Source organism: Candidatus Aminicenantes bacterium (genome assembly GCA_011049425.1).
Taxonomy (GTDB): domain Bacteria; phylum Acidobacteriota; class Aminicenantia; order UBA2199; family UBA2199; genus UBA876.
Genome location: DSBM01000052.1, coordinates 1 through 23,425, shown reverse-complemented (window position 1 = coordinate 23,425; position 23,425 = coordinate 1). Strand labels below are relative to the sequence as shown.

Here is a 23,425-nt window from a genome sequence, read left to right as displayed (position 1 = left end):
TGTTTATCCTCATTGTTTGCACTTCGCGCTTAAAAAGCCCGGAAAGTAACCGATTCTCAACCCAATGGGTATGAATATCCCCACACAACCGACCCGGTTCGGGTCCGGGGGGGTGACTTGTTGTTGACCCTCTGGAATCTGCCGCTGAGTGACCGGCCGGTCGCCCATGAATCGGGAAGAATTTCAAACCACGGAACACACCGAATACACGGAAAGGGAAAAAAAAGGCGACAGGAGACACACAGTCGATAGTCTAAAGGTGAAAGTGAAATCTTCAAAAACTTTTTCAGAGAACGAATGTCATCCTCTACGTTTTCCGTGGCGATGTACGGCGGGCCGATGGCAAAGACACGGGTTCCGAAATCCATACAAATAGGAACAAGCGGTACATCCGTCGCCCGGGCGATGCGGTGAAAACCTTGCTTCCATTTTTCAACCTTGCGGCGGGTCCCTTCGGGCGCAATGGCCAGAATCAAATGGGTTCGCTCACGGAAGTGCGCCACCGTATCCCACGGCATTTGCCGGGGAAACCTTCGATTAACCGGCACTCCTCCCAGTCGGCGCATCAACGGGCCCAGGGGCCAGAAAAACAGGGACTGCTTGCCCACCCAATTGGCCTTGAAGCCCAACGCGCACTCAAAAGCCAGACAATACAAAAGGTCCCAATTGGAAGTATGCGGCACCCCCAGCAGGATCATGTGGGAAAGGTCGGGCAGGTTGCCCCGAACCTTCCAACCCCGGCGTGACAAAAACCACCGTCCCCAGCGCCGCAGCAACGCGCTGTTGTGCCGGGCCACCCGCGGCCCCGGTTCGGGAATCTGCATCCGACACCTCGACTGGAAAACCGTTCCACCGGTATTATGCCTAAAAACCTCTCTCAGGGCACCTCAGGCCCACCTTCAGGTGATTATCAAGCCCAGATGTAATGTGGTGCGGGAGGTCTCAGAAACTCAGTCCCGCCTGCAGGCCGATCAAGCTGTTTTTGAACAGGTCATCAAAAGGCGTGATCACGTAGATGCGGATCTTGAAGTGTTCGTCAAAAAATCCGATATTTGCCTTCAGCGCCACGTCGGTGGACCCGAAGTAATCACCTTCGGAAATCACCATGAACTTGGAAACCCCGGCGCCAAAAAAGAAGCTGTCGCCCAACTTGAGGTTGAGCAGCACGGCCGGTTCCAGCAGGAAGGTTTTGAACTTGAAATTGCGGGTCACCAGGTTGATCTCAGGGCTGAGCATCAGGAAATCGTTCAGGGTGAAGTCCAGGTTGAGACCCAAATGCCACAGGAAATCCTTGAATTTAAAAGAATCATCGGTCATGAGACCAAGGCTGGCAAACAACTGGGCATCCGTTTCCGCCTGAACGGGTTTGGGCGCCAACCCCGCCAGCAGGCAGATGAGCGCGACGGCAATCACGGTTCTTTTCATGTTTCCCTCCGCAGGAGACCGGGTCTACAGACCCCGTCCCCCGATTCTATAGCACCAGCCAGAAGCGAAGTCAACGACGATGGGCGAGATTTATGAACATCAATTTCTGCAACAAACAGCTTTTTGCATGAATTTCGCAAAACCTCGTCTATTGCATTATTTCTGCAATATTTAAATAATTGCAATATTTTTACAATTACTGACATTTTGCACTTTTTATGCAATAATCATATTAAGGACAACCCATGAAGACAGACCGTCATATCCTTATGGCTGATATTATTGACAGCAGAAGAAGTAAAGGATCCGAATTAATCAAAAACTTCAAGCAGTTGGTGTCCTCGGTAAACACTGATGAAGGGGAACATTTGTTATCCCCGTTGACCATAACCATGGGTGACGAATACCAGGGGGTAGCCCATTCGCTACATTCGGCAATCAGGATACTCATTTCAATGGAGGAAAAGATTGTTACAGCTGGGAAACCTTTCAAACTCCGGCACGTAATTTTAGTCGGGGCGGTAGATACCCCGGTCAACACCGATTCCGCCCACGGCATGCTGGGAAATGGGCTGACCAAAGCCAGGGAAACATTGACGTCCTTAAAGCACCGTTCATGGCAAAAACCAGACAATATATTCAAGCACGCACGCATCCGCATCGTTTCCCCGGATAAGGTTACTGAAGCTCGATTGAACCGCCTGTTCCTCGTGTATCAAGGATTGAGCGCCCGCTGGAAAAAAAAGGATCTGAAAGAGGTGACCGCCTTCCTGAAGTACAGGGATTACCGCAAAGTCGCCGAACACCTGAGAAAAGACGAATCTTCCGCCCATCGCCGCGAAAAAAGTCTGATGGTCAACGAGTACCTGGCGATTCGTGAATTGATTCTGTCTGTTGCGGACGAGGCATCGTCATGACCCCTCTATTGTCCTTCCTGGTTGTCTTCTGGATCGGCGAAACGGCGGCATACCTGGTTTTTAGACTAATAATTTACATACTGCAGGGCAATCTCACTTGGACTCCGGACCGGCAATGCCTCAAGGGCATACTGGAGCGGCTGTTTGTTTTCCTGTGCCTCGTCATGGCGATACCCCAAGGCGTTATCGCATTCGCCGCGCTGAAAGTGGGCTCCCGGTTCACCAAGGACGCCCGGGAAATTACGGCGGATTACTTCTTCATCGGCAACATCGTTTCTTTACTTTTTGCCGTGGGTTACTACCTGATCTGGAAACAATAAATCGACCCTCTACCTCTCCCGGTTGGATCCGGCTCCCTCTACGACTTTGCCGACATAGCCTGCTCCTACCTGGAAACCACCGACAAAGACGCAACCCGTCTCTATACCCTTTCTCTTACCAATACGAACCGACTCAATGGCACCCAGGACAGTTGAATTTCCAGGCGGGGGTCGGGTATGATAAAGGGGCGGGAGGTTCCATGCGGGCCTTTCGGAAAGAGGAGGCGATATGACGGCGAAGCGGATGGTGGTGATCATGGTGGCGGTGTTGTTGTTTGTGTCGCTGGCATGGGGTCTGCAGGCGGAGGTAAAGGCGGACAAACAGCCCCTGACCGCGGAAACGCTGTGGAAAATCCAGCGCCTGGGCGCCCCGGACATCTCCCCGGACGGCAAACGGGCGGTGGTGCCGGTTACCACTTATGATGCGAAAAACGGCGAAGCGTCCACCGACCTGTGGCTGGTGCCCACCACGCCGGGAAAAGCCACGCCCCTGACCACGCACGCGGCAAGCGACAGTTCTCCCACATGGAGTCCCGATGGCAAATGGATCGCCTTTGAATCCAAACGGGGCGATGACGAGGCCACCCAGGTCTACGTGATATCCACGTCCGGGGGCGAAGCCCGGCGCCTGACCAATCTTCCCACCGGCGCGTTCGCGGCCCGCTGGTTTCCCGATTCACGGCGCCTGGCCTTTATCAGCCGCGTGTGGACGGACCTGGACAACTGGGATGCCATGGCCGAACGCATCAAGGAGCACAAGGAGTCAAAGGTATCGGCCAAAACCTGGGACACGGTGCCCATCTCTTACTGGGATCACTGGCTGGACGACCGCCAGGCCCACATCTACACCATCGCCCTGGAAGGCGGCGACCCCGCGCCCGTGACCCTGGAAACGGGATACCAGCTCTCCCGTTCGGGCCCTGGAAAGGGATCCTACGACATCTCCCCGGACGGCGAAGAGATCGCCTTCGCCGCCGACATCGACACAACCGGCGTGGAATCCAACTACGACATCTTTGCCGTGCCGGCGAAGGGCGGTGACGCCACAAACATCACTACCGACAACCCGGCCTCAGACACCGGCCCCCAATACAGCCCGGACGGCAAGTGGCTCGCCTTCCGGCGCCAACTTGTGCGCGGATTTTACGGCGACACACTCCGCCTGGTATTGCACGACCGCGAAACGGGCGTCAACAAAATGGTCACCAACAACTGGGACCGCTCCGTGGGTACCCTGGCCTGGTCGCCCGACGGCAAGCGGGCCTATGCTTCGATTGACGACGCGGGCCACCATCGCGTCTACCGCGTTGACCTGCCGAACGGAGAATCCACGCCGCTCACACGGGAACATTCTTTCGATTCATTGGCTCTGGATGCAAAAGGGCGCGTACTGATTGCCCTGCGCCAGGGGTTTTCCGAACCCCCCACCCTGGTGCGCATCGACACGCGCAAGGGCACGCCGCTCAAGCTGTCCGGTTTCAACGACGAGGTGCTGAAAACCGTCGATTGGGGACGGTACGAGAGCGTCACGTACAAAGGCGCAAACAATCAAGAGATCCAGATGTGGGTAATCTACCCGCCCGGGTTTGATCCCGCGAAAAAGTGGCCCCTTTACCTGTTACTCCACGGCGGTCCGCACAACGGCATATATGACAGTTTCCACTGGCGCTGGAACGCCCAGGTCTTTTCCGGCTGGGGTTATGTCACGGCCTGGCACAACTTCCACGGCTCTTCCGGATTCGGCCAGGCATTCGCCGATTCCATCAACCCCGACCAGTCGCAACTGCCCTACCAGGACACCATCAAAGCGTCAGAGTACTTCCAGGAAAAAGAATGGATCGACGCGGAGCGCATGGCCGCGGGCGGCGGCTCTTTCGGCGGCTACCTGGCCTCCGTACTGCTGGGCCGGGACCATCCTTTCAAGACCTTGGTGGCCCACGCGGCGGTGTACAACTGGTACACCCAATACGCGGCCGATTACGGCGCGGAGAAGCGGCGTTTCGGCGCGTTCTGGCAAAAGAAGGCCACCCATTTCAAGACATCTTCCCCCCACTTCGGAGCCGCGAATTTCAACACCCCCACCCTGGTGATCCACGGCCTGCTGGACCGGCGCGTACCGCTGAATCACGGCATCGAGCTCTTCCACACCCTGCAGAACCGCGGCGTGCGTTCGCGGTTCATCTACTACCCCGACGAGAACCACTGGGTACTCAAGCTGCACAACTCCCTGCACTGGTACCACGCCAAGAAAGAGTGGCTGCAAGAGTTCATCGGTACCGGGCCCAACTAACTCGATAAAAAAAAGGCCGGGCGCCATGCGCCCGGCCCGCTTTTCTTTCGAATCAATTTCGGTATTGGCCGACGCCGCCATTGCAGCAGATCGTTGCGAGAAATGCGGGCCAGCCTGCAGTTCTCACAGGGATTATCGCGAAGCAGGCTAAGGGCACCAATGGTTGCGCAATGCCGTCATCTGCCTGGTGATGGTGTTCAGAGATTGCTTATGGGATGGCTTGATTGCAGCCAGGAGGCCGAACATGACACGACGCAAGCCAAGTCCAAAGTAAATGGTCGCGCGGGTGATCCGCATCTTTATTGGACCAAAACCCCGGGATTCCAGGTATTGATGCAACGAATGAAAATAGTACTCCAGGTTGCGTTCATGGTGGCGGCGGTGGTGGCGGATTCGGTACCCGGGATGGTAAACCAAGCGCCCCCACTGGCTTAATTTTTCACTGACGACCAGGTCTTCAAAGTACATGAAGTACTCCGGGGGAAACAATGCGTCATCGCCGATCATGCGGCTTCGCGTCAGCATCGCGGTTCCTGAAATCCAATCCAAGTCCACGACTTTTTTGCCGTGCGCAAAACGGGCCTGGTTCAGGTTGATCCCCAAATGCCCCAGAAAGGGCAGGCGGTTGAGAAAAAAGAAGTGCGCAAAAATCTGGAACCAGGTGAATTTCCGCCCCCCCACACCGATCTGAAAGCTGCCATCGCTCTCGACCAGCACCGGCGTCAGGGCGGCTACATCCGGGTGGAGATCCATAAATTCAACCAGGCTTGAGAATCCCGACTCTTCCAGTTCGGTATCGTTGTTGAGAAAAAAGACGTAATCTCCATTCCAGTTGTTTTCGTGCATATAAGCCAGGGCCTTGTTGTTGCCGACACCGTACCCGGCATTGACGGCGCTTCTTAGCAGGCGGACCCAGGGATAACGGGTTTCAATCTGCGCATCGCTGCCGTCAGTGGAGGCATTATCCACCACGACACAGGCAAAATCCAAACCCCGCAATCCCGCCTGAAGGGAATCAAGGCATCGGGTCAACTTCTCTCCCCCGTTCCAGTTGACCACGATAACCACGAGCTTCATTTTCTTTAAAACAAATCTTTGAGCCGGGTCCGCCACAAAAGACCGCTGTGCACAAACAACCATACTGGAATCAGTATCCCTTCATCATGGAGAAGGGGGTGCGGGTCAAGATAAACAGATCCAACCAGAAATCCCAATTGCGGATATAATACTCATCGATTAGAATGCGATGCTCAAAATCAACTTCATTACGACCCAGGATCTGCCACAAGCCGGTCAAACCGGGTTTGGCATAAGCCAGAATTTCCATCTCGGTCCCATTGTTGATGATCTCGTCTTTAAGGTATGGGCGGGGGCCACACACCGACATCTCCCCCTTGAGAATATTGAGAATCTGAGGCAGCTCGTCAAAACTAAATTTTCGCAGAATTCTGCCGAATGGTGTGACCCGGGGGTCACCTTTTTTGAACTTGCGGTAACGATCCCATTCTGCTTGCTTCAGCGGGTTGGCTTTCAGGAATTGTTCCAAAATTTCAGCGGAATCATCGTACATGCTCCTGAACTTCAACATCTTGAATTTCCGGCCACGATACCCCACACGTTCCTGGACATAAAAAACTTTCCCGCGGTTGAAAACCAATAAGGCCAGAACCACCAAAACAAACAATGGCAAAAACAATACCCCGAGCGCCAAACTTACAAAAAAGTCAAAAACCCTTTTAATAACACGATTGTACGGCTTCAAGAGATTGCGTTTGACCACAAAGAAATTAAAGGGCAAGTTGGATTCAACAAGCAGAATGTACCTCATGAGCTGCGAAAAACCACCGAAAATCTTGATGGTCTCAAAATTGAACTCTATCTTTTTAACTATTCCCTCAAGATCACGAATCCGGATCTTCTCGAACGAAAACAGCAAATCAGCGGATAGGCCTGGCGAATATTGCTCGAGAATTTTCTTGACTTCATTTAAATTCTTTGCCTCATGAAACTGAGCCCGGTAACCCAGGATTGGATCACCCAGAATGACTTTCAGATTTTGGGGATAACAATCACCAATGATCAGCACTTCCTTCTGCCAAATCCGCAATCTGTACAGCAATGCTTTCAAGTGTTTGCGGTATAACGGAAACACAAACATAATCAGCACGAAAAACAAGAACGAAAGCACTCGCGAATAAACGTCACTCAATTTCAAAGCAAAAACAAAAAACCCCCAAAAGAGGATCAGAATCAACGCTGACTTGATGATCTTTTTGTACTCGTCAAAAAAACTGGAGCGTGAGAAATACAAGGATTGGGTCAGGAAAACAAACAGGCTGAAACCGACCAACGGCAGGTAGTGCTGATTGAAATAGTGAAACGGAATCGTGCCGGTCGACTCCAGGATCCCGATCCGAAGCAGCCCGTCGCGAACAATCCAGGAACAAAGCAGCAAAAAATACAAAAACAAGGCGTCCGCAAGAAAAAGGATAGAAAAAATGCCGGTTTTTTTCAGGTAATACTTATGCATATCGAATCAATACAAATGGTAGGGTAAAAACATTCCCGTAGCCAACAGTCCTTGTTTCCATCATCTCTTGCACACCCCGTACAGAGCCAGAATGCCGAAAAAAAACCATAACACAAGTAACAGCACTATAGCATAGCCCGGTAGAACATGAAACCGCTGCAGAAACGTACGCAGACCTGCCAACAGCCGCGAACGGTAATAAGCGCGAAATGCCAGGTCGCCTGATTGAAGAGATTGGTTGATAAACAGTCTTCCCCTTGAATAGCGATCATTGTGGGTTATCCAGACACTAAGCTTGTCTTTTTCGTCTGCCGGGAGAAACTGAAGAATCAAGCGGTAGTTCCCTGCCGGCAGCCGAGGTGAAACCGGAAAAGAAGTCATCCAGTTGTTGCGAATGCGATTGCCGGGGATTTCCTTTTCGAACACAATCGATGTTGATTTGCGGATGCGCAAGCGCAGGGTGCCCCGCGGGGTGTTGTCGTAAGTGCCAAAGCGGATATCCAGGCGGCTCAACGGACCGTTGACGCTGAATTCCTGTACAATTGTTTTGTCAGGCGTCATGATCGGCGAGGGGACCTGGTTCATATAAAAACCGGTATCCAGCACATCATAGTACTTGGGGAAAAACAGCAAACCCGCAAACAATGCCAATAAGACCCCATAGAGCCATTTGTTGCCCAACCTGGCCATCAGATCGCGCACACGCTTCAAAACAACCTCCACTTTGATTTTTGGCATTATAAATGCGGGTGATACCCGGTTTTCATCACAACCCCTGGTAAGGAGAGGAAAAAGACAGATAGAACAGGGGAATCACCTGGCCCAAAATGAGATAGAGATTCGCCAGGATGTTGAAGACCATGAACGCCTTGAAAAAGATTTCCCTCTTCTGAAAGGCCCGCCTATCAAGCGCGCGCAGACCGGTTACCAAGATGTAAAAAAACAAAATGGACAGGGGGAAAAAGTAACGTCCCTGCGCCAGCACGCCCCTCTCGCCGTAGTACTGCCATGTGGCCGCAAATTGCCCCCCGATCACCAGGGCAATGAAAATGAATTCATCAAGCTTATGGTTTTCGCGCCGGTCCCGGAACCATCCCCAGGCAGCGGCGGCGCAAAACAAAAAAAACACAACGTACCATAGGCTGCCGATCTCAAAAACCATCCAGCCGATGGTGGCAAAAAAGCTCTTAAAGATCACCAGGCCAAAAGGAAACAGCCCGAAAGTGAGGTCGGATTGACACATGGGTTCATACAGGCGATTGATGCCGGAAAAAAGATATTGGTATAATGCAAACATCTTTCCCGGCAGTAGGTAGTTCACCCAGGAAAAGACCACGAAAACCAGGCTGACAACCAACCCGAAGTGCACAAAACGCCTGCGATTGAAGCGGCCCAGGACAACGCCCAGGGCAAGGAACAGGAAAAACAGCCAGCCCCCTTTCTTGGAAAACAGCGAACCGAACAATCCCAGCAGCAAAAGCACCAACCATGCCCAGGAAAACCGATCTTTCAGATGGAACAATGCCGGGAAAAAAAGCGTGCCGAACAAAACGGCGAGTATATCGTAGTTGACCGCTGTGCCTGCCACCAGCAATTGCGGAATCATCAGCAGCGGCCAGAGCGTCCATTCCTCTACCCCTTCAAGCCGGCCACGCAGAAAAGAATAAATCAAAGACAGGGTCAACAGGCTGAAGAGCAACGACAAGAAGCGGGCCAGGAAAAACAGGCGGTGCAGGTCCAACCATTTGAACGGTCGCAAAAGCAAAGCATAAGCCGTATGAAAAAAGCTCGAACCGCGCCCAACCGCCCCGAAACTGCCCATGACATCGTTGATAAACGCAATCTCGTGAAAACCCGCGGGTGGACGGTCGGGCTGACCGATGCCCACGTACACAAACCATTTTGTTTCCCACAGAAAGTAAAGCAACTCCTTTTCAAGCCTTACAAATTCCTCCTGGGGATAAAGGTTGGTGAGGATGCCGGCAAAGTGCTGCACCTCATCGGGATTTTGAAATGGGGGAATCAGGATCATGTAGAGAACCATGGTCAGCACCAGGAGTGCCGGCGGTACGAACGCAAAGAACCGGCGCTTGCACATCATCCGGAGTCCTCCTCCTGAGTCATCGCCGCCACCCAGAACACCCAATTCAGGTTATGAAATGACTCTTCCGTAACCTTCATGACCTTCAATTCATCAACACGCAGATCTCCTGGGCTCGTGATGCGGACCAGCGGCCGCAAAACGGCCTCATCGTCGTCTTGAGGCTGCACAGAGACCAGAATCACAGCGGTAAACCATTTGTTTGCCGTAACAGGCAACTTGAAAGTCGGCAACCCGCGTTTCACCCAGAACAGGGGGGCCGGGTCGTCAACCCCGGTCTGATACGTAAGCATTACTGCGTACACACCGGCACGGGCTTTGATATTCTCCCGGACATAAATCCCCCCCCAGCTTGAGCTCTCACCCGCCTGACGTTGACTGAAAAACCCCAGGATGCGGAACGCGGAACCGTCCCGATCACCAAAAAAAGATCCCCGGGAATAGGGCTTGCGGTTTGAGCGCATGATCCAAAAGGTGTTTTCCTGCCAACTTTCGTTGGCAAAGTCCTCAAAAAACAGCGTTTCCAGGTCGATCCCCTCCAATTGTTCTTTCCATGCTTCCCCTAAACAGGCCGCGGCAGGAGATACTTGTTGATGCACGATCCGGGAAGTGTGGCGCCGGCTTTCTGCTGCCGTATCTTCCGGCAGATGGGACAATGCCTCTCGGATCCATGCCAATCGTTGCTGGTTGCCACGGATTCCTGCCTGGATTCTTTCTTTAAGTTGTTCGCGCTGATCCGCCTCCATTTTGCGCAGTTCCACACGTATCTTTCCGGCCTGCTCCACCGCCTGGGCCAATTTGGGGTAGCCCATTTTATAGAACTCCTTCATCTCGCGGATGCTTTTCTGAAGTTCAGCATATCTTCGGGCGAGGGCACGGTATTGCCCGTCTTTTTGCAACTGGGTCTGCACCTGAGCCTCAACCCCCGTTTCATTTTCGAGCAGATCACTTAACTCGCGGGACAACGATTCCCGTTCACTCCCGAAATAGGCGCCAACCAGGCTGGGGAAAGAAAGTCTTTCAGGTGGTCCCTCTGGTTGTGAGAACGCCCCGTCCGCAACCCCAAGTGACCGCAATTCCTGCATCAGCGAACGGTTCCCCCGCCAGTAGAGAAAACGCATGAGCCGCTTCAGCCACGGCTCGGACAACTCATCGCGCTCGGCATAGGACCGGATCACTTGGCTGGACAATTCATTGATCTGTTGATCTTCAAGGCAAAGGAATGAAACCGGATCAAGGTTCTCAACCACGGCATCCGCTTTGCCCCTGCCGGGATAGAGGCCGTTCAAGTAGATGTTGTCGGGAAATTCGTCCAGCAATCTGTCCAGGTCGTCCTTTGGAATCGGCTCACCGCTTTGTGCCTGTTGGCGCAGCATGCCGTATCCGTAGGAGTTCAGCATGACAGCCAGGTTGTCCTCGCCGGTCATGCGGGGATTGGCAAAAAGATTACTAAAATGCTGGGTCGATTGGGTCACATCCTTCTCTAAAAAATGAAAATAACTCCCCAAAGCATAATGATAGGTGAATCGGATCTGAGGCAGGCTCAGCAAGACCAACAAGAGGCCGGCAGCAACCGCGAGAGGAACTGTTAACTTGCCAAATTTCATGCGTTATATCACTTGACCTCTAGCCCCGTATTTCTCACATTCTCACCCGGCGATTGTTATCCCCATCACCTTGAAATCCGTTGCCATTGTAGCATACCGGCTTCCACTCTGTCAGGTGGATTCATTCCAAGAGCAGGCAAAAATGTCACTCAAGATATAAGGTTGAAGGTAAGGCTCAGGTTGAGAAAATCACCCAAGCATCCAGCACCCTTCGCCATCAACCGGTAGAAGGTAGAAAGTAGGGCAGGCGTTCCCTTGCCACAGGCCAATCGCCTCTAACCGTGCCCCTTCTACTTTCTACGTTCTACATTCTACAGGGCGGCCATGGGGGCCGCCCCGTGCCCCTCGCCTACCTTACCGCAATTCTTATCCGTTTCACCAGCTTGTGGTTGTTGTCGATAAACACCAAATCGTAGGCGCCGTAGAACCCGGGACCGGGGCGCCAGTAGAATGTGGCGTTTTGCGTGTCCAGCGTCGAACCGATGGGCAACCGCCGCAGCTCATCTCCCACCTGCAGGTAACCACTGAAGCGGGCGTCAGGCCGCTGGTCGGGGTTCAGGTCAACGGTTACGCCTTCCATCACCCGGGTGGAAAGTACAACCTGGTTGAATTCACCGGACGCGCACACCAGGCGACCGCCGTCCATGCGTGAGTGGTCCTCCACCTTGACCGCCGACAGGTCCGGCAACATCATTTTTAACTGCTCCATGGTGGGAATTGTGCCCATTCCCTGAACGGTGTTGGCGGTTGATGTCGATCCCGGAGCCGCCGTGTTCACAATTGAAAAGAAGCGCGAACCGATGCCATCCGTATTTCCGTCATTATCGGTCACGCTCCAGGCGATGTTGTGAACACCGTTGGCATAGGCCGTGGTATCCAATACGTAAAATCCCACTGCGCCGTTCGAGTTGGCATATCCCGGAAACAGGGTGGCAATATCTTCACGATAGTGGTTGTAGTTCACGTGACCTGCCAGCGGTACGCTGTTGAGCCACACCGTAATGGTTGAACCGTCCGTGGGAATCATGTTCGGCTGCGGCGTCAACGCCCAGCCGAAGTTTACATATGAATTGCCCGATGTCACTCCGCCCTGGGCCGGCGTATCGATCGTGCCGAACGGTTTCACCGCGCTTGCGTTGTCTGCAACAATCCACTTGGAACCGATTTCAGCGGTTCGGCCTTCCTTGTCGGTGGCAATGGCACGAAGCACAAACGTGCCGTTGCCGCTGTTGGGCAAAAAGTTGGTCAAGAGCATGTAGCCCCAGCCGGCCCGGTAGTTCAGGGGATAACCGGGATAAGCGGTTTCCACGTCGGGACGCGCCCCCTCGACAAAAACCGCATCGCCGACATAGACATACCCGTTGGCATGAACCGGTTCGCCGCTGATCGGATCCCGCCAGATCTGGACCTGTTCCACTTCAATCTCGTCAAGGGCCCAGCCTGAAACGGGGATGTTGCCGTAAACAACAGCGCCCTGATCGGGAATATCCATGGTGCCCCAAGGGCCGATCGTACTTGACATATCCGCATAAACAGTTGTATTCACAGTAATTACCAGGGGCGAATTCGTTGCCTCGTCCGCGGCGATGCGCACATAACCCAGATGGTTGCCGACACTCAATCCGGCTGGATTGATACTGATCTCCACGACTCCCGAATTCGTGCCTGATCCCGGAGTTACACCGACCCAATCATTCAAAGAGGTGGCCGTCCAGCTCATGGTTCCGCTGCCGATATTGTCAATCAGGATTCTTTGCGGCTTTGTGTGAACGAACCCCTGGATCGCGCCGAAATAGAGCAGATCGCGATTCAAAGCCAGGATCGCTTCCCCAACAGCAGCGTGTTCAACCACGATCGGCCAGGGCGCATAGGTGCGGTTGCTGTTCATGCCGTCTGAGTAGACGGCGTAAATATGGACCTCGCCCTCGGGCAATGCGGAAGTGTTCCAGGTGTATTCTCCGGAATTGGGGTCCAGACCGGAAACGATCTCTACGCCGTCAAACCCGGAATGATCCGTATCGTAATAGAAAGCCAGAGTGGCGGATGTGGAGAGATTGTCCGCATAACTCCAGCGGATGGTATAGGTGGCATCCGCGCGTTCGAAAGCCGCCAGTTTGACACTCTGGATATAAAAATCCTTGGGATCTGAAAACTCGTGTGGGTCGATGCGGAAACGGCCGATCAGCCCGTTCCATCCGGAGTGAGAGGGACTTCCGGCCCCTTCTTCCAGGGGCAGTGTTTTCATGTCCGCAATGATGGCGTTGATTACCGGGGTCGGGTTTTTATGCCGGACAACAATATCTTTCGATACATTGGATTCGCTTTCGCCCAGCAGGCGCCACACCACGCGAGCGACAGAACCTCCTACCAGGTCCCAGTTCCCGGGCAACCCCATCTTTAGCACCAGGATGCGATATTTGTCACTTTCAATGGGTGTATCCGTTCCCCGAAAATTTTCGTGCAACAAAAACACCATGGGATCCCCCACAGCGGGTGACGTTGACGCCACGCTGGTTCCCTTCAGAACCCGGACACTCCCCAGGGAATTGCCCTCAAGGTCTTCCGCGCTCACATTCTGGATTCCCAAGTTGGTAATGTACTCGGTGGTATCGATATCGTTCAGCGAATCCATATCCCAACCATCCCCCAATTTCACTTCGGCGAAATCTTCTCCGCCTTCAGCACCCGGGGAAATAAAGCTCAACACCGGTATGTCGTTCACCTGGAAATACCCGCTTGAATAAGCCAAAGTGCTGCTGCCGTGTTCCGCCACCCCGACGTAGTAAATGGTTTCCGGTGACAGCGCCCCGACATAGAGGTTGTAGGAATTTCCGCTGATATTGCAGGCCACCATCCCCAGGCAGCCGTTTGCGGCATTCTGGTCGTTGTCCAGATAGATGTCTACGTTACCAGCCGCTCCGGTCCACTGCACACTGCGATACAGTGACGGCTCTTCCTTGACCAGCTTGATCCAGTCGATATCCATGTCCACCTGGCTGTTTCCCGGATCCAGGCGAAATGCCGTCACCGTACCGTTCCAGGGTTCGGGGGGATTGCCGTATGCCTCCCCGCCGGCACCCAGCGCGACCAGATCGATCAGATAATACCGCCAGCCGGCATCAGTGGAAAAACCATTGGACCAGGTGAAATTGTCGTAAATGGTCCCTTTACTCCAGAAGAACTGGCCGATGCTGTCAGCGCTTAACTTCATGCGCATCGCCAGCTTGGTGTAGGTATCCGCATCGATGGGAAACCCGGCTCCGGTCCGGCCCAGGTTACAGGTGCCCGGCATCGGTGTTTCCAGTATGTAGATATTGGGATCAGCTGATGTGGCTTTGGCAGAAAAAACCGAACTCGAGAAACTGATATCGGATAGATTGGACCTGGATCCGGATACCTGGTCAAAAACAAACCAACTGAAATCCGTACGCGCGTTCATGTCCCACGGGTCCTGAATCGTCTCCGCCGAATATTCCAACGCCGAACGAACCACCTCAACTGCAGCCGGAGAAGTCACCGAGATCTGCGCGAATGCCGATCCCGCTGCAAACAAAAGCATGATAATCAGTGTCGATTGTTTCATCTATTTTCTCATCCAAGACAAATTCAGACTCTGATCCTGTAAATAAGACCATAGTAGTTTAGTATAGATTGCGGAAACATTCAACCGGACGCTGTCCAAGCCAAAGTATAATTGGATCACCTGGACCCAAATATACTAGCCTGTATTTCTCACAAGGATTGTCGCGAAATGGCGCAGATGGTTGTAGTGATAAGGCATGCGACCGGAATTCTGCGAAGGCATAGCAGCGCTATGGCTGAGAAGAATGACCGAGCATAACACAGTCAATGCGGCCATATCCGCCATTGCAGCAGATCGTTGTGAGAAATGCAGGCTAAACATGGGCTTTGATCGTGCCGTGAAGGGAGTTGAACTCTTTGTCCACGCTGGCCAGGTTGAATGTCGAGACTTCCTCGACATGCGAAAATCCGGCCGCCAGTGCCATCTCTTTCAGACAGCACATGTTGGGGATCCAGAACGCCTCTGAATCCACTCTGCCGATGAAGCGGGCCACCGCTTGATCCGTGGGTTCGTCGTTGTGGATTACAGTAGACAGGATTGCCATTTCACGAGTAACACCGCGCAATGCGTAAAGGGCACGTAAAGGGTCGGTGAGGTGAACCAGCAAACTGCCGCAGAACGTAATGTCAAATATACCTGTTTTGTGTGGATCCAGGTCGTAAATATTGCCGGATCTCTGCTCCACCCCGGATTGCTTTACTTGAATGGCGAAAGCCAGCGCTTCATTCAGGTATTCTCTGCGGATTTCATTCATGTTGTCAGCCATGAAGCGTTCCCTAAGAAACGGACTGACGTCATGATCCGTCCACTTCTCCAGTTCCAGCGTTACCACGCGGGCGGCCTTGCGCCTCTCAAACTCAAAAGCGAAAAAGCCATGTGCCGGACCCACGTCCAGCACGGTTTTTCCGGATAGATCTTCAGGAATGCCGTAATGGTGCAGCAATGGCCTGTGATCGTATTGACCCGGTGTCACCACACCCGGCGCCAATTCAACGGTGTGGTACCAGAGCATCCGCTCCATTCTGTGGATGACTTCATCTTTTGTCATGGCTCTATCTCCAGACTCACAATACCATCTCCACAGACTGCAGGCACTTGCCATTAACAGTCATGGCTCAGAATAGCGGTTAACGGATTGCCGGAAGAACACGCCGCCAACTCCCGGACCATCCGCCCTCAGGGGCACGCCGGCCGCTGAAAATCCAATACCCGTAAACTGAATCAGAAGGTTTTAGAAAAGTTTCCCGTGGAGCGGGAGATATGGCCGCCATCAACAAACGCGAGCGCCGGTTTTCACTAGAAGCAAAGCGGCGGCACTCCGTGCGGTTGGCGAAAACCAGCACCCGGACCTGGCTAAAATTCCGACTCAGCAGAGTGATGTCCTGCTCCAGCCAGGGCTGCCAATCCGGCCGCGGCGGAACCCCGTTGCGGAAATAGAGGAATCGCATCAAGCGTGTACCGCGGTCCATCCGCCAGCGGCCGGCCTCCAGGATGCCGTACCTTCGGCTGATGTACCGGTCCCGATGGAAGGGTTCATGGAGCCACATGCTTAATTCCCCCCGGGAATCAAATATCGCCAATACCCCGCCCCAAACGCGCTCGCCGCGCAGAATCAGATCGGTATCCCAATGATTCATTGCCCGTTGCACACGGGAGTGATACAGCCCGACGATATGGACACGTCTTGACCCTGCGGCTTCTTTTGCCGCCAAACGAAACAATCGCGCCTTGACTTCACGTGCTGATGCAGTTTTTGAAATGCGCACAACCCGGTACGCGTCAGGGGAATCCGTGCGGTTCAATTGACGGAGATTCGTCCCCGTGCAGCCGTTCCCGACAACGATCAGGACCACCAAAAGGATGCATGCTGATCCAATCGCCCCAGGCTGGGGAATTGCCGGCTGCGACTTTCCAGGAAATTTCATGAAGGTTTCGCAATTACCTTGAAAGTACCCGGGGATTCACCGTCCACAACCTCGGCCTCTATACCTCGACGCGCCATGGCTTCCCGCAAGGCCTGCTTGGAACGCGCAAACGCATACCCCTTGGCATCCACCACCTGGGCGGCGGAACCGGGAATCATGCGCCAATGGTAAAGTACTCTGGGAATGTAGCGGATGCGATCTGTCCGCTCTGTAATCCGCAACAGCAGGTCGTAGTCTTGGCTGCCTTCAAATCCTTTGCGAAATCCCTCCACCTGATCCACCAACGCCTTGCGGCACACCACCAGGTGACAAAGATAATTGTAGGTCAAAAACAAATCCGGTGACCAGCCGGGCTTGCGTACCACATCACGCCTTTGGCCGTCCATGGTCAGCTTGTCTTCGTCTGAAAAGATCAGGTCTGTTTGCGGGTGTTTGTTGATCACACGCGCCGCTTTGTATAGCGCCAGGGGATGAAGCTCATCATCGTGATCCAGAAACGCCAAATACTCTCCTGAAGCCAGGCTCAAAGCAGCGTTGGATGCCCCGGAAATGCCCTGGTTCTGTTCCAGATACATCACGCGAATCCGCGGCTCATTTTCACGCAGTCTTTCCAGGGTGGCCCGGACCCGGGGATCCGTAGACCCGTCATCCGCCATGCACAATTCCCAATGGGGATACACCTGACGTTCAACAGATTTAACCGCTTTTTCCAGAAGCTCCGGTTCAATGTTGAAAACGGGCATGACCACGCTGATCTTCGGCGACCGCGGAAGATGCCGAATGTTCATCCAAAGCTTGTACCCGCTGCGTTCAAGCGGCTCCCAGGTTCTGATCTTCAGGGTGTAAAAGAGGTTGCGCACCTTCCGCCCCCAACGAACCATTTTACTGTTCAGCATTTTTCCGGTTACCTGCCCGCTCCAAGTCTGGACAGCATTCTCTTTACCCATCTTTTGCCTCTACCCACAGGCACTTTCCCGGCGGTTTTTGCATGTACGGGTTTTCCTTTCCACACCCGGTAAAGGCTCTCGTCCACGAAGTTCAGGGATTCAATGAAATCCTGGGTTACGGTTGCCCCCAGTTCATGCGAAGTGACTTTAAGGATGAAATGCTGTTCCGCCTCCGTGGGCCCAAGATCTTCGCAGTAATTGCGAATATCTTCCAGTTCCATGCCTTTTTCCAGAATACCGTATTTTTTCATTACCTGCTTGGAAATTTCCGCGTGCTCATGCCGGCCGTTGGGTTCCGCCAGGACCACTTTGCCCATCGGTTTCAGGGCGGCAAAGAAACAGGCCATCGCCTTTTTGCGGTCCGGGACATGGTGAAACGCATCGTAGCACAACACGGCATCTACCGCCTGGTCGCGGATGGGCAGAAATTCCACATCACCTACCACCAAATGGGGCCGTTTGGCCCCCATACGTTTGATGCCCACGTCCATATAGGTACGGCAGATGTCGATGCCGATCGGTTCCACCCCGATCTTCATCAACCACTCGGTGGTCCACGCATACCCCACCCCCATATCCAACACCACATGTCCCTTTTGCAGCTCCAACAAGGGCGCCACATTGGCAAAGCGCCGGAGTTGATGCAGCGTGAAGTCCACATCGTAAAAATAGAAGGGGGAATAGTACCCGGGGCCAAAAAAATCCGCACCATCCACCTTTTTGTCGATGTGGATTTCAGAGTTCTTGTAATGAGAGCCTGTATCCTGGATATCGGACAAATCGTTCATAAAAGCTTCTGAACAGGACTGCAAGCGCTGCCGCAGGTCACTGCCGATGCGTGTTTCGTGATCCTGCAGCCACACCAGGTCCCGCCGCCAATCGCGGAGATGGTCCGGCAACAATTCCGGGATGTAGTTTTCCAGGGGATACCAACGGCCACAATCGCCGCAGGCAAGCAGGCCCTGGCGGAACTCATCCTCTTCACCCGGATAAGAAAACTCCGCGTTTACTTTCATTTCAACCAGGTACCGGCTGAATTGAATGGTTTCCTGGTTGGCGGAATGGTTGTCCAGAATCACGTACTTGCCTTTGTGCTCCAGGCCCGGGGCTTCCATCGACATGAACGTCAAACGCCCACTACAGGCCGGACATTTCAGAAAGCGCAGCAAGGATAACCTCATCGCTTGTCTAACCCCGAAAGCAACATCATTTCATGCCTCCCGAAAAATGATTCGTGGACCTTCTCACGAAAAATACCGGCTTTATTCATCAAGCCCCAGATAATAGTAGTAACTCCGGATCACGCCCGCGTTCAGTATCGGGCGGTTTTTCGCATCCGCAAATACCACCAGTGGAGGACTCTTTTGATCAAATTCGATGATGTCTGCTTTCTTCGGCCTGCGGTGCGTCAGGCGGTAGGCAATCAGACCGGGCAGTTGCCCCATCAATTTGGCATAAGCAACCAGATAGCGAAGAAAGGTCAAGCGCCGGTTGCGCATGAACAGCATCAGGTTGCGCCAGTCTTCCTTCAGGTAATTGCGAAAAAAACTGAGCATGATCCTGCCGCTCAGGTTCTTTAGTACAAAACGCTGCCGGCTTTTTACCACCAAGGTGATTTTCCCGCCGGACGGGTAGGTGCCACCGAACGCATGATATATTAGTGCCCTGGGGGCAACCAGCCAGCGCAATCCCCGCATGTGGGCGCGGAAGCTCCAGTCCACATCATCGTAGAATTGAAAATTCTCATCCATTTCGCCTACTTTCTCCCAGGCTTCTTTCTTGATTAACACAGCAGCGAAACAGGCTGAAGCCGTGGTTCTCATACCTTCAAACTGACCCACATCCACCACGCCGAAAAAATTGTCCGCGCCCCAACCGTGATTGCGCACCACGTTGCCGATACCGTTGGTAAAACCGGGGGTCTTGTGCAGGCGAATCTGGGGGGTAACCCCAACCACATCTGATGGGTCCACCTCGGCTTCAAAACGCAACAGCAATTGAGCCAGGAAGTTTGCATCCATGACCACATCGTCGTTTAAAATGAGAATCATGTCTCCCGACGTCCGCCGCGCGCCGGCATTAACGGCTCCCGTATAATGCAGGTTGCGTTTGTTTTCAACCACGGTTACCCGCGGGTAGTGCTGGCGGATAAATTCCAATGTGCCGTCACGGGATCCATTATCGCTGACAATCACTTCGTAAGGCTTTACCGTCTGCTCGAACAGGGATTGTAGATTGGCGCCGATAAAACGCATGCTGTTATAGGTCACGATTACGCAACTGACGCGATAGGCACGCGCGAGTTGCCGGGTATTGGCCAAGACCGTTTGCGAATCATTATCAAGGCAAGCGATCCCGGCCGCACAGAGAAGATGCAGGTAATAGCGCAACAGGTGTACGGAAACCAGGGTTCCGCTTTCCTCAAACTTCTTTTGTAGCTCTGCGGCATTGGCCGCAAGCCGATTGAAAATTGTTTTTCCGATTGCATCAGTAAGGATGCGGCCGCCGGTTTCACAATTCTCGAAAAACTGCGCACTGCCTTCATTGACAAGCCGATATTGCGGATTGCACCTCACCACTTCATCCGGCCCGATTAGGCGCTTATCCACAAAAATCTCCCGGTACGTTCTTCTCTCCCCGCGGGCTTCGTAACAAGCCGTTCATTAGGGTCAATACTTTGTTGGCCACGATACGATTCTCAAACTCATTTTCCACTCTGAGTCGAGAATTCCGTGCGTATTTTTGCAGGACTTGCCGGTCCTTGAGCAGTTCAACCACCACACCCCCCACCCCCGCCGGATCGGATGGATTGACCAGGAAGCCGTTCTTGTGATCCGCGATCAACGAACGCGCTACGGAAAAAACGCTGCCGATTATGGGCAGGCCGTATTTCATGGCCTCAATAAACACAATCCCGAACGACTCATGCTCCGAAAGAGACACAAACAAGTCTGAAAGTTGATACAACTTCTCTTTCTGATTGTCGGAAAAATCGTCGAAGAAGTAGACATTCCCATTCGTGTGACGACCCAACCTGCGTGCCGCTTCACGCTTGATCACCGGCGTATACTCCGTGGTGCCGCCGGCAATCACCAAGGCGGTGTCGGGCAGCACATCAAACACATGCTGCATGGCGCGGATCAATTCAACAATCTTTTTATGACCGCCATGCTGCCCGAGGTGCAAGACCACGTTCGTTTCACGAATTCCCATCTGTTTGCGCAGACTTTCTTTATCCGGTGGAGCACCACCATCCTCCAATTCCACACCCGGGGGAATCACGTGAACGCGGTCGCCCGGGATGCCCACCTGGGACATGAAAAAATGCCGTTCCGTTTCAGTTAAAGCGATGACCGCATCCGCTTCACTGAGAATGCGATACAGGAATTTGTTGTGAAAACTGAACGGATCGGCAATGTGAAAACAGGGTACCAACACAAAGGGGACCCGCAATATCTTTGCCGCTTTGCGTGCATAGTGGACGTTCCACGTAGGAAAGGGAATGCCGACGACCAGGTCCGGCTTTTCATCCAGTATTGGTTGCAGATAGTGGCGGCTGCGCGGGCCGAAGCGCATGATGCGGATGCGATGGCTGAAAGGGAATTTGACGCGGTTGGACAAAGCGGCCAGTCCGTTTAAGCCCAGTCTGAAACGGCGGGAGAACGGCACCCGTTTGATATCAACGCCTGAAATAATCTCCTGCTCCGGTGTAATTCGCCGCTTGTCCGAGAGAAAAAACGCCTCGGTGGAATGGGCGCAGGAGGTGACCACCGAGACCGTATAGCCCTCACGCACGCAGGTTTCCGCCATGCTTTTGGCCAGGGTTTCCGCTCCGCCCGTGGCCGGGTGATACAGGTGAGTGGCAAACACGATCTTGCCCCGGACATGAAGGTGATGGTATTTGCGGTAAGCGTTCAGGGTATACCCCAAGATCACTTGCCTGAAATGGACAACATCCGATTCGTCCAGGTGAACGGCCTGGGCAAAGCAGGTGCGACGGACAAAGGTGTTGACCATGGTCAAGCATCGCGTATCCGTTCTGTTCAGACCGTCCGGACCTTCCAGGGAAAGCTCAATGTAATCAGCCGGTTCCGCGGAGTTGAGCATCCGGTAAAACTGGTTTATAGACTCGGTATAGGTGACATTGTCTTCCGAGATCGTGTAGTAGTAGTCCGCGTTGGAGATGGCCAGAATCTTTTGCACCAGCTTTTCTTCCGGATGAATCGGCAAAAACCGCGCCTGGGGGTAGCGCGATTCCAGATCGACCATATCTTTCCCGGCCGGATAGATAACAACCACCTCAAATTCCTGTTCAACCAATTTCTGGGTCACAATATGGTCCAGGGAGATGCACACATCAGAGACGGCCAGCTCCCCCCTGTAGAGGACCACGGCGCAGATCTTTTCCCTGGGACCATATCGGGACAGCAAGTGGTTGTATCCTTTCAGCACCGCCGGCATTGAGCCGGATAAGTCGGTAGTGGAACCTAGGCTTTTCATTTCCGCCACAAACGCATCAAACAAACGTGTTGCCCGAGCTGTATCCGGTTCCGATTCTCCTTTGGAGGCGAAAACAAAGGTGCGGTAAAAAGGGCCTTGATCCACGTTGGCGGCATAGAAATGGCTGAAGAAATGGGTTTCCAATTGAGTCAACTTGTCACGATCCCGCAATCCGTAAAAATAGTAGCGGAAAAAGAAATAGTGCAGGAAATTGCTGAGAGAACCCATTTCTCTCTTCCAGACATCATTGCCGGTCAGGGCCCGCAACTTGTTGCAGGTACCATCGAGGTTTGGCAGGCCGTTGTGGACATGTTGTCGGAATTCGACAAACTCCTGTTTAAACATGCGGCGACTGGCGTCAAGCAGTGATTGGTCGACTTGTGCATTCAGTGGAGAATCAAAGGGAAATGCAATCAATACGGCTTGCCGGGATACCCGCACCATTTCAGCCAGGAAACCGGAGCGATCTCCGGGCGCGATGTGTTCCAATGTGTCCATGGAGATCGCGACATCAAAATGGTTGTCTCTGAACGGAAGTTTTCTGCCGTCTCCCACCACATAACCGGGTTGATAAACAGAATCTTTGATATCCAACACAACGCTGTCGGGAAAAAGGAAACGCAGCGGTGATACGGGCTCCTTCCGGCGGTTAAGTAGCATGCCGCCCACATCCAGGATACATGGCCTTTTTCCAGCGAAAAATGATTCCAGAAAGTAAAGGCAAAACAGATAGCGCTCCAACAAATCAAATTCAGTCAGTCCGGAGTGAAAAAATCTGTCCAGTAGAGATTTCAACATGGATCAAGAGCCGCGGCAGCCGGCAGGTCCTCCCCCGCCAATGAAACTCAACCGCATGCCCCCTCCCCGATTCGCCACTCGCCGGCCAGATCAAAAAAGCCCATATCCCTCAAGGTGTGTTTGCGCACGGTGAAATGCAGGGCATTGTTGATATGCTCGCAGGCTTCCACCAGGTCGGTGTCGTAAATCGCCAGATCCACATTGAACTCCCCTTCATTAAAAGGCAGTTGGGGGATGACGTAGCTGACTGAACCTTCATCTTGCAGTTGATCACACGCCAACTTGATGTTGGGCCCGCATAGCAGGAAGTCGTTGCTGGATTTGATGGCCAGGCCCAAACAAAAATCCTGTCTCTGGTTCATCTTGTACGTCACGCGGATCTCCATTACGCTGTTCTTGTCGAACACGCGGCTGCGGTTTCCGACAGCATCAAGCAGGCAAAAATCCTTGATTTCAATTTTTTTGTTTCCCCAGCGAGCGGT

Annotated in this window: 18 protein-coding genes; 3 read left to right on the top strand and 15 right to left on the bottom strand. The window is 53.2% G+C overall.

The window, feature by feature from the left end; all coding sequences use genetic code 11:
• Positions 1–56: 56 nt before the first annotated feature.
• Both ENN40_03745 and ENN40_03740 read right to left on the bottom strand, forming a co-directional pair.
• Positions 57–824 carry a hypothetical protein gene (locus ENN40_03745; protein ID HDP94457.1) on the bottom strand — a complete coding sequence of 256 codons (768 nt, stop codon included), beginning with the start codon at positions 822–824 and terminating at the stop codon, positions 57–59.
• Between the two features lie 118 nt (positions 825–942).
• A complete protein-coding gene (locus ENN40_03740; GenBank protein ID HDP94456.1) occupies positions 943–1,425 on the bottom strand; it encodes a hypothetical protein in 483 nt (160 codons plus the stop codon).
• Positions 1,426–1,670: 245 nt separating this feature from the next.
• Here ENN40_03740 and ENN40_03735 point away from each other — a divergent pair, with 245 nt between their 5' ends.
• The 3 genes from ENN40_03735 (at position 1,671) to ENN40_03725 (ending at position 4,952) form a co-directional block, all read left to right on the top strand.
• On the top strand, positions 1,671–2,342 hold the full coding sequence (locus ENN40_03735; protein ID HDP94455.1) for a hypothetical protein: 672 nt from the start codon (positions 1,671–1,673) through the stop codon (positions 2,340–2,342).
• Positions 2,339–2,662 (top strand): hypothetical protein, encoded by a 324-nt coding sequence (locus ENN40_03730; GenBank protein HDP94454.1) that lies wholly within the window; start codon positions 2,339–2,341, stop codon positions 2,660–2,662. Before ENN40_03735 ends, ENN40_03730 begins: the two co-directional genes overlap by 4 nt.
• Before the next feature lie 229 nt (positions 2,663–2,891).
• On the top strand, positions 2,892–4,952 hold the full coding sequence (locus ENN40_03725) for a S9 family peptidase (protein HDP94453.1): 2,061 nt from the start codon (positions 2,892–2,894) through the stop codon (positions 4,950–4,952).
• Between the two features lie 147 nt (positions 4,953–5,099).
• On the opposite strand, the gene ENN40_03720 is transcribed toward ENN40_03725, so the two are convergent.
• From ENN40_03720 to ENN40_03660, 13 genes are all read right to left on the bottom strand, one after another.
• Positions 5,100–6,092 carry a glycosyltransferase gene (locus ENN40_03720; protein HDP94452.1) on the bottom strand — a complete coding sequence of 331 codons (993 nt, stop codon included), beginning with the start codon at positions 6,090–6,092 and terminating at the stop codon, positions 5,100–5,102.
• Positions 6,093–6,099: 7 nt separating this feature from the next.
• On the bottom strand, positions 6,100–7,482 hold the full coding sequence (locus ENN40_03715) for a hypothetical protein (GenBank protein ID HDP94451.1): 1,383 nt from the start codon (positions 7,480–7,482) through the stop codon (positions 6,100–6,102).
• Between the two features lie 60 nt (positions 7,483–7,542).
• Entirely contained in the window at positions 7,543–8,193 is a 651-nt protein-coding gene (locus tag ENN40_03710; protein ID HDP94450.1) for a hypothetical protein, read from the bottom strand.
• 55 nt (positions 8,194–8,248) lie between these two features.
• Positions 8,249–9,583, bottom strand: a complete 1,335-nt coding sequence (locus tag ENN40_03705) for a hypothetical protein (GenBank protein HDP94449.1) — start codon at positions 9,581–9,583, stop codon at positions 8,249–8,251.
• Positions 9,580–11,190, bottom strand: coding sequence for a hypothetical protein (locus ENN40_03700; protein HDP94448.1), 1,611 nt, complete (start codon positions 11,188–11,190; stop codon positions 9,580–9,582). Before ENN40_03700 ends, ENN40_03705 begins: the two co-directional genes overlap by 4 nt.
• Positions 11,191–11,539: 349 nt before the next feature.
• On the bottom strand, positions 11,540–14,773 hold the full coding sequence (locus tag ENN40_03695) for a hypothetical protein (protein HDP94447.1): 3,234 nt from the start codon (positions 14,771–14,773) through the stop codon (positions 11,540–11,542).
• Between the two features lie 313 nt (positions 14,774–15,086).
• On the bottom strand, positions 15,087–15,821 hold the full coding sequence (locus ENN40_03690) for a hypothetical protein (protein HDP94446.1): 735 nt from the start codon (positions 15,819–15,821) through the stop codon (positions 15,087–15,089).
• A 79-nt stretch (positions 15,822–15,900) separates the two neighbouring features.
• Positions 15,901–16,698, bottom strand: coding sequence for a hypothetical protein (locus ENN40_03685; GenBank protein HDP94445.1), 798 nt, complete (start codon positions 16,696–16,698; stop codon positions 15,901–15,903).
• Positions 16,695–17,645 (bottom strand): glycosyltransferase, encoded by a 951-nt coding sequence (locus ENN40_03680; GenBank protein ID HDP94444.1) that lies wholly within the window; start codon positions 17,643–17,645, stop codon positions 16,695–16,697. The genes ENN40_03685 and ENN40_03680 overlap by 4 nt, the downstream gene beginning before the upstream one ends.
• The gene (locus ENN40_03675; protein ID HDP94443.1) at positions 17,603–18,826 is read right to left on the bottom strand and encodes a methyltransferase domain-containing protein; all 1,224 of its coding nucleotides are present in this window, start codon (positions 18,824–18,826) and stop codon (positions 17,603–17,605) included. Before ENN40_03675 ends, ENN40_03680 begins: the two co-directional genes overlap by 43 nt.
• Before the next feature lie 81 nt (positions 18,827–18,907).
• On the bottom strand, positions 18,908–20,254 hold the full coding sequence (locus tag ENN40_03670) for a glycosyltransferase family 2 protein (protein HDP94442.1): 1,347 nt from the start codon (positions 20,252–20,254) through the stop codon (positions 18,908–18,910).
• On the bottom strand, positions 20,247–22,943 hold the full coding sequence (locus ENN40_03665; GenBank protein ID HDP94441.1) for a glycosyltransferase: 2,697 nt from the start codon (positions 22,941–22,943) through the stop codon (positions 20,247–20,249). Before ENN40_03665 ends, ENN40_03670 begins: the two co-directional genes overlap by 8 nt.
• 47 nt (positions 22,944–22,990) lie before the next feature.
• Positions 22,991–23,425, bottom strand: a 435-nt coding sequence (locus ENN40_03660; GenBank protein HDP94440.1) for a hypothetical protein, incomplete at its 5' end; no start/stop codon positions are given.

Excerpts from the sequence above, each read along its gene's own strand:
- ENN40_03745 (HDP94457.1), bottom strand. The coding sequence starts at position 824 with ATGCAGATTCCCGAACCGGGGCCGCGGGTGGCCCGGCACAACAGCGCG.
- ENN40_03740 (HDP94456.1), bottom strand. The coding sequence starts at position 1,425 with ATGAAAAGAACCGTGATTGCCGTCGCGCTCATCTGCCTGCTGGCGGGG.
- ENN40_03735 (HDP94455.1), top strand. The coding sequence starts at position 1,671 with ATGAAGACAGACCGTCATATCCTTATGGCTGATATTATTGACAGCAGA.
- ENN40_03730 (HDP94454.1), top strand. The coding sequence starts at position 2,339 with ATGACCCCTCTATTGTCCTTCCTGGTTGTCTTCTGGATCGGCGAAACG.
- ENN40_03725 (HDP94453.1), top strand. The coding sequence starts at position 2,892 with ATGACGGCGAAGCGGATGGTGGTGATCATGGTGGCGGTGTTGTTGTTT.
- ENN40_03720 (HDP94452.1), bottom strand. The coding sequence starts at position 6,092 with ATGGTTGTTTGTGCACAGCGGTCTTTTGTGGCGGACCCGGCTCAAAGA.
- ENN40_03715 (HDP94451.1), bottom strand. The coding sequence starts at position 7,482 with ATGCATAAGTATTACCTGAAAAAAACCGGCATTTTTTCTATCCTTTTT.
- ENN40_03705 (HDP94449.1), bottom strand. The coding sequence starts at position 9,583 with ATGATGTGCAAGCGCCGGTTCTTTGCGTTCGTACCGCCGGCACTCCTG.
- ENN40_03700 (HDP94448.1), bottom strand. The coding sequence starts at position 11,190 with ATGAAATTTGGCAAGTTAACAGTTCCTCTCGCGGTTGCTGCCGGCCTC.
- ENN40_03695 (HDP94447.1), bottom strand. The coding sequence starts at position 14,773 with ATGAAACAATCGACACTGATTATCATGCTTTTGTTTGCAGCGGGATCG.
- ENN40_03690 (HDP94446.1), bottom strand. The coding sequence starts at position 15,821 with ATGACAAAAGATGAAGTCATCCACAGAATGGAGCGGATGCTCTGGTAC.
- ENN40_03685 (HDP94445.1), bottom strand. The coding sequence starts at position 16,698 with ATGAAATTTCCTGGAAAGTCGCAGCCGGCAATTCCCCAGCCTGGGGCG.
- ENN40_03680 (HDP94444.1), bottom strand. The coding sequence starts at position 17,645 with ATGGGTAAAGAGAATGCTGTCCAGACTTGGAGCGGGCAGGTAACCGGA.
- ENN40_03675 (HDP94443.1), bottom strand. The coding sequence starts at position 18,826 with ATGAGGTTATCCTTGCTGCGCTTTCTGAAATGTCCGGCCTGTAGTGGG.
- ENN40_03665 (HDP94441.1), bottom strand. The coding sequence starts at position 22,943 with ATGTTGAAATCTCTACTGGACAGATTTTTTCACTCCGGACTGACTGAA.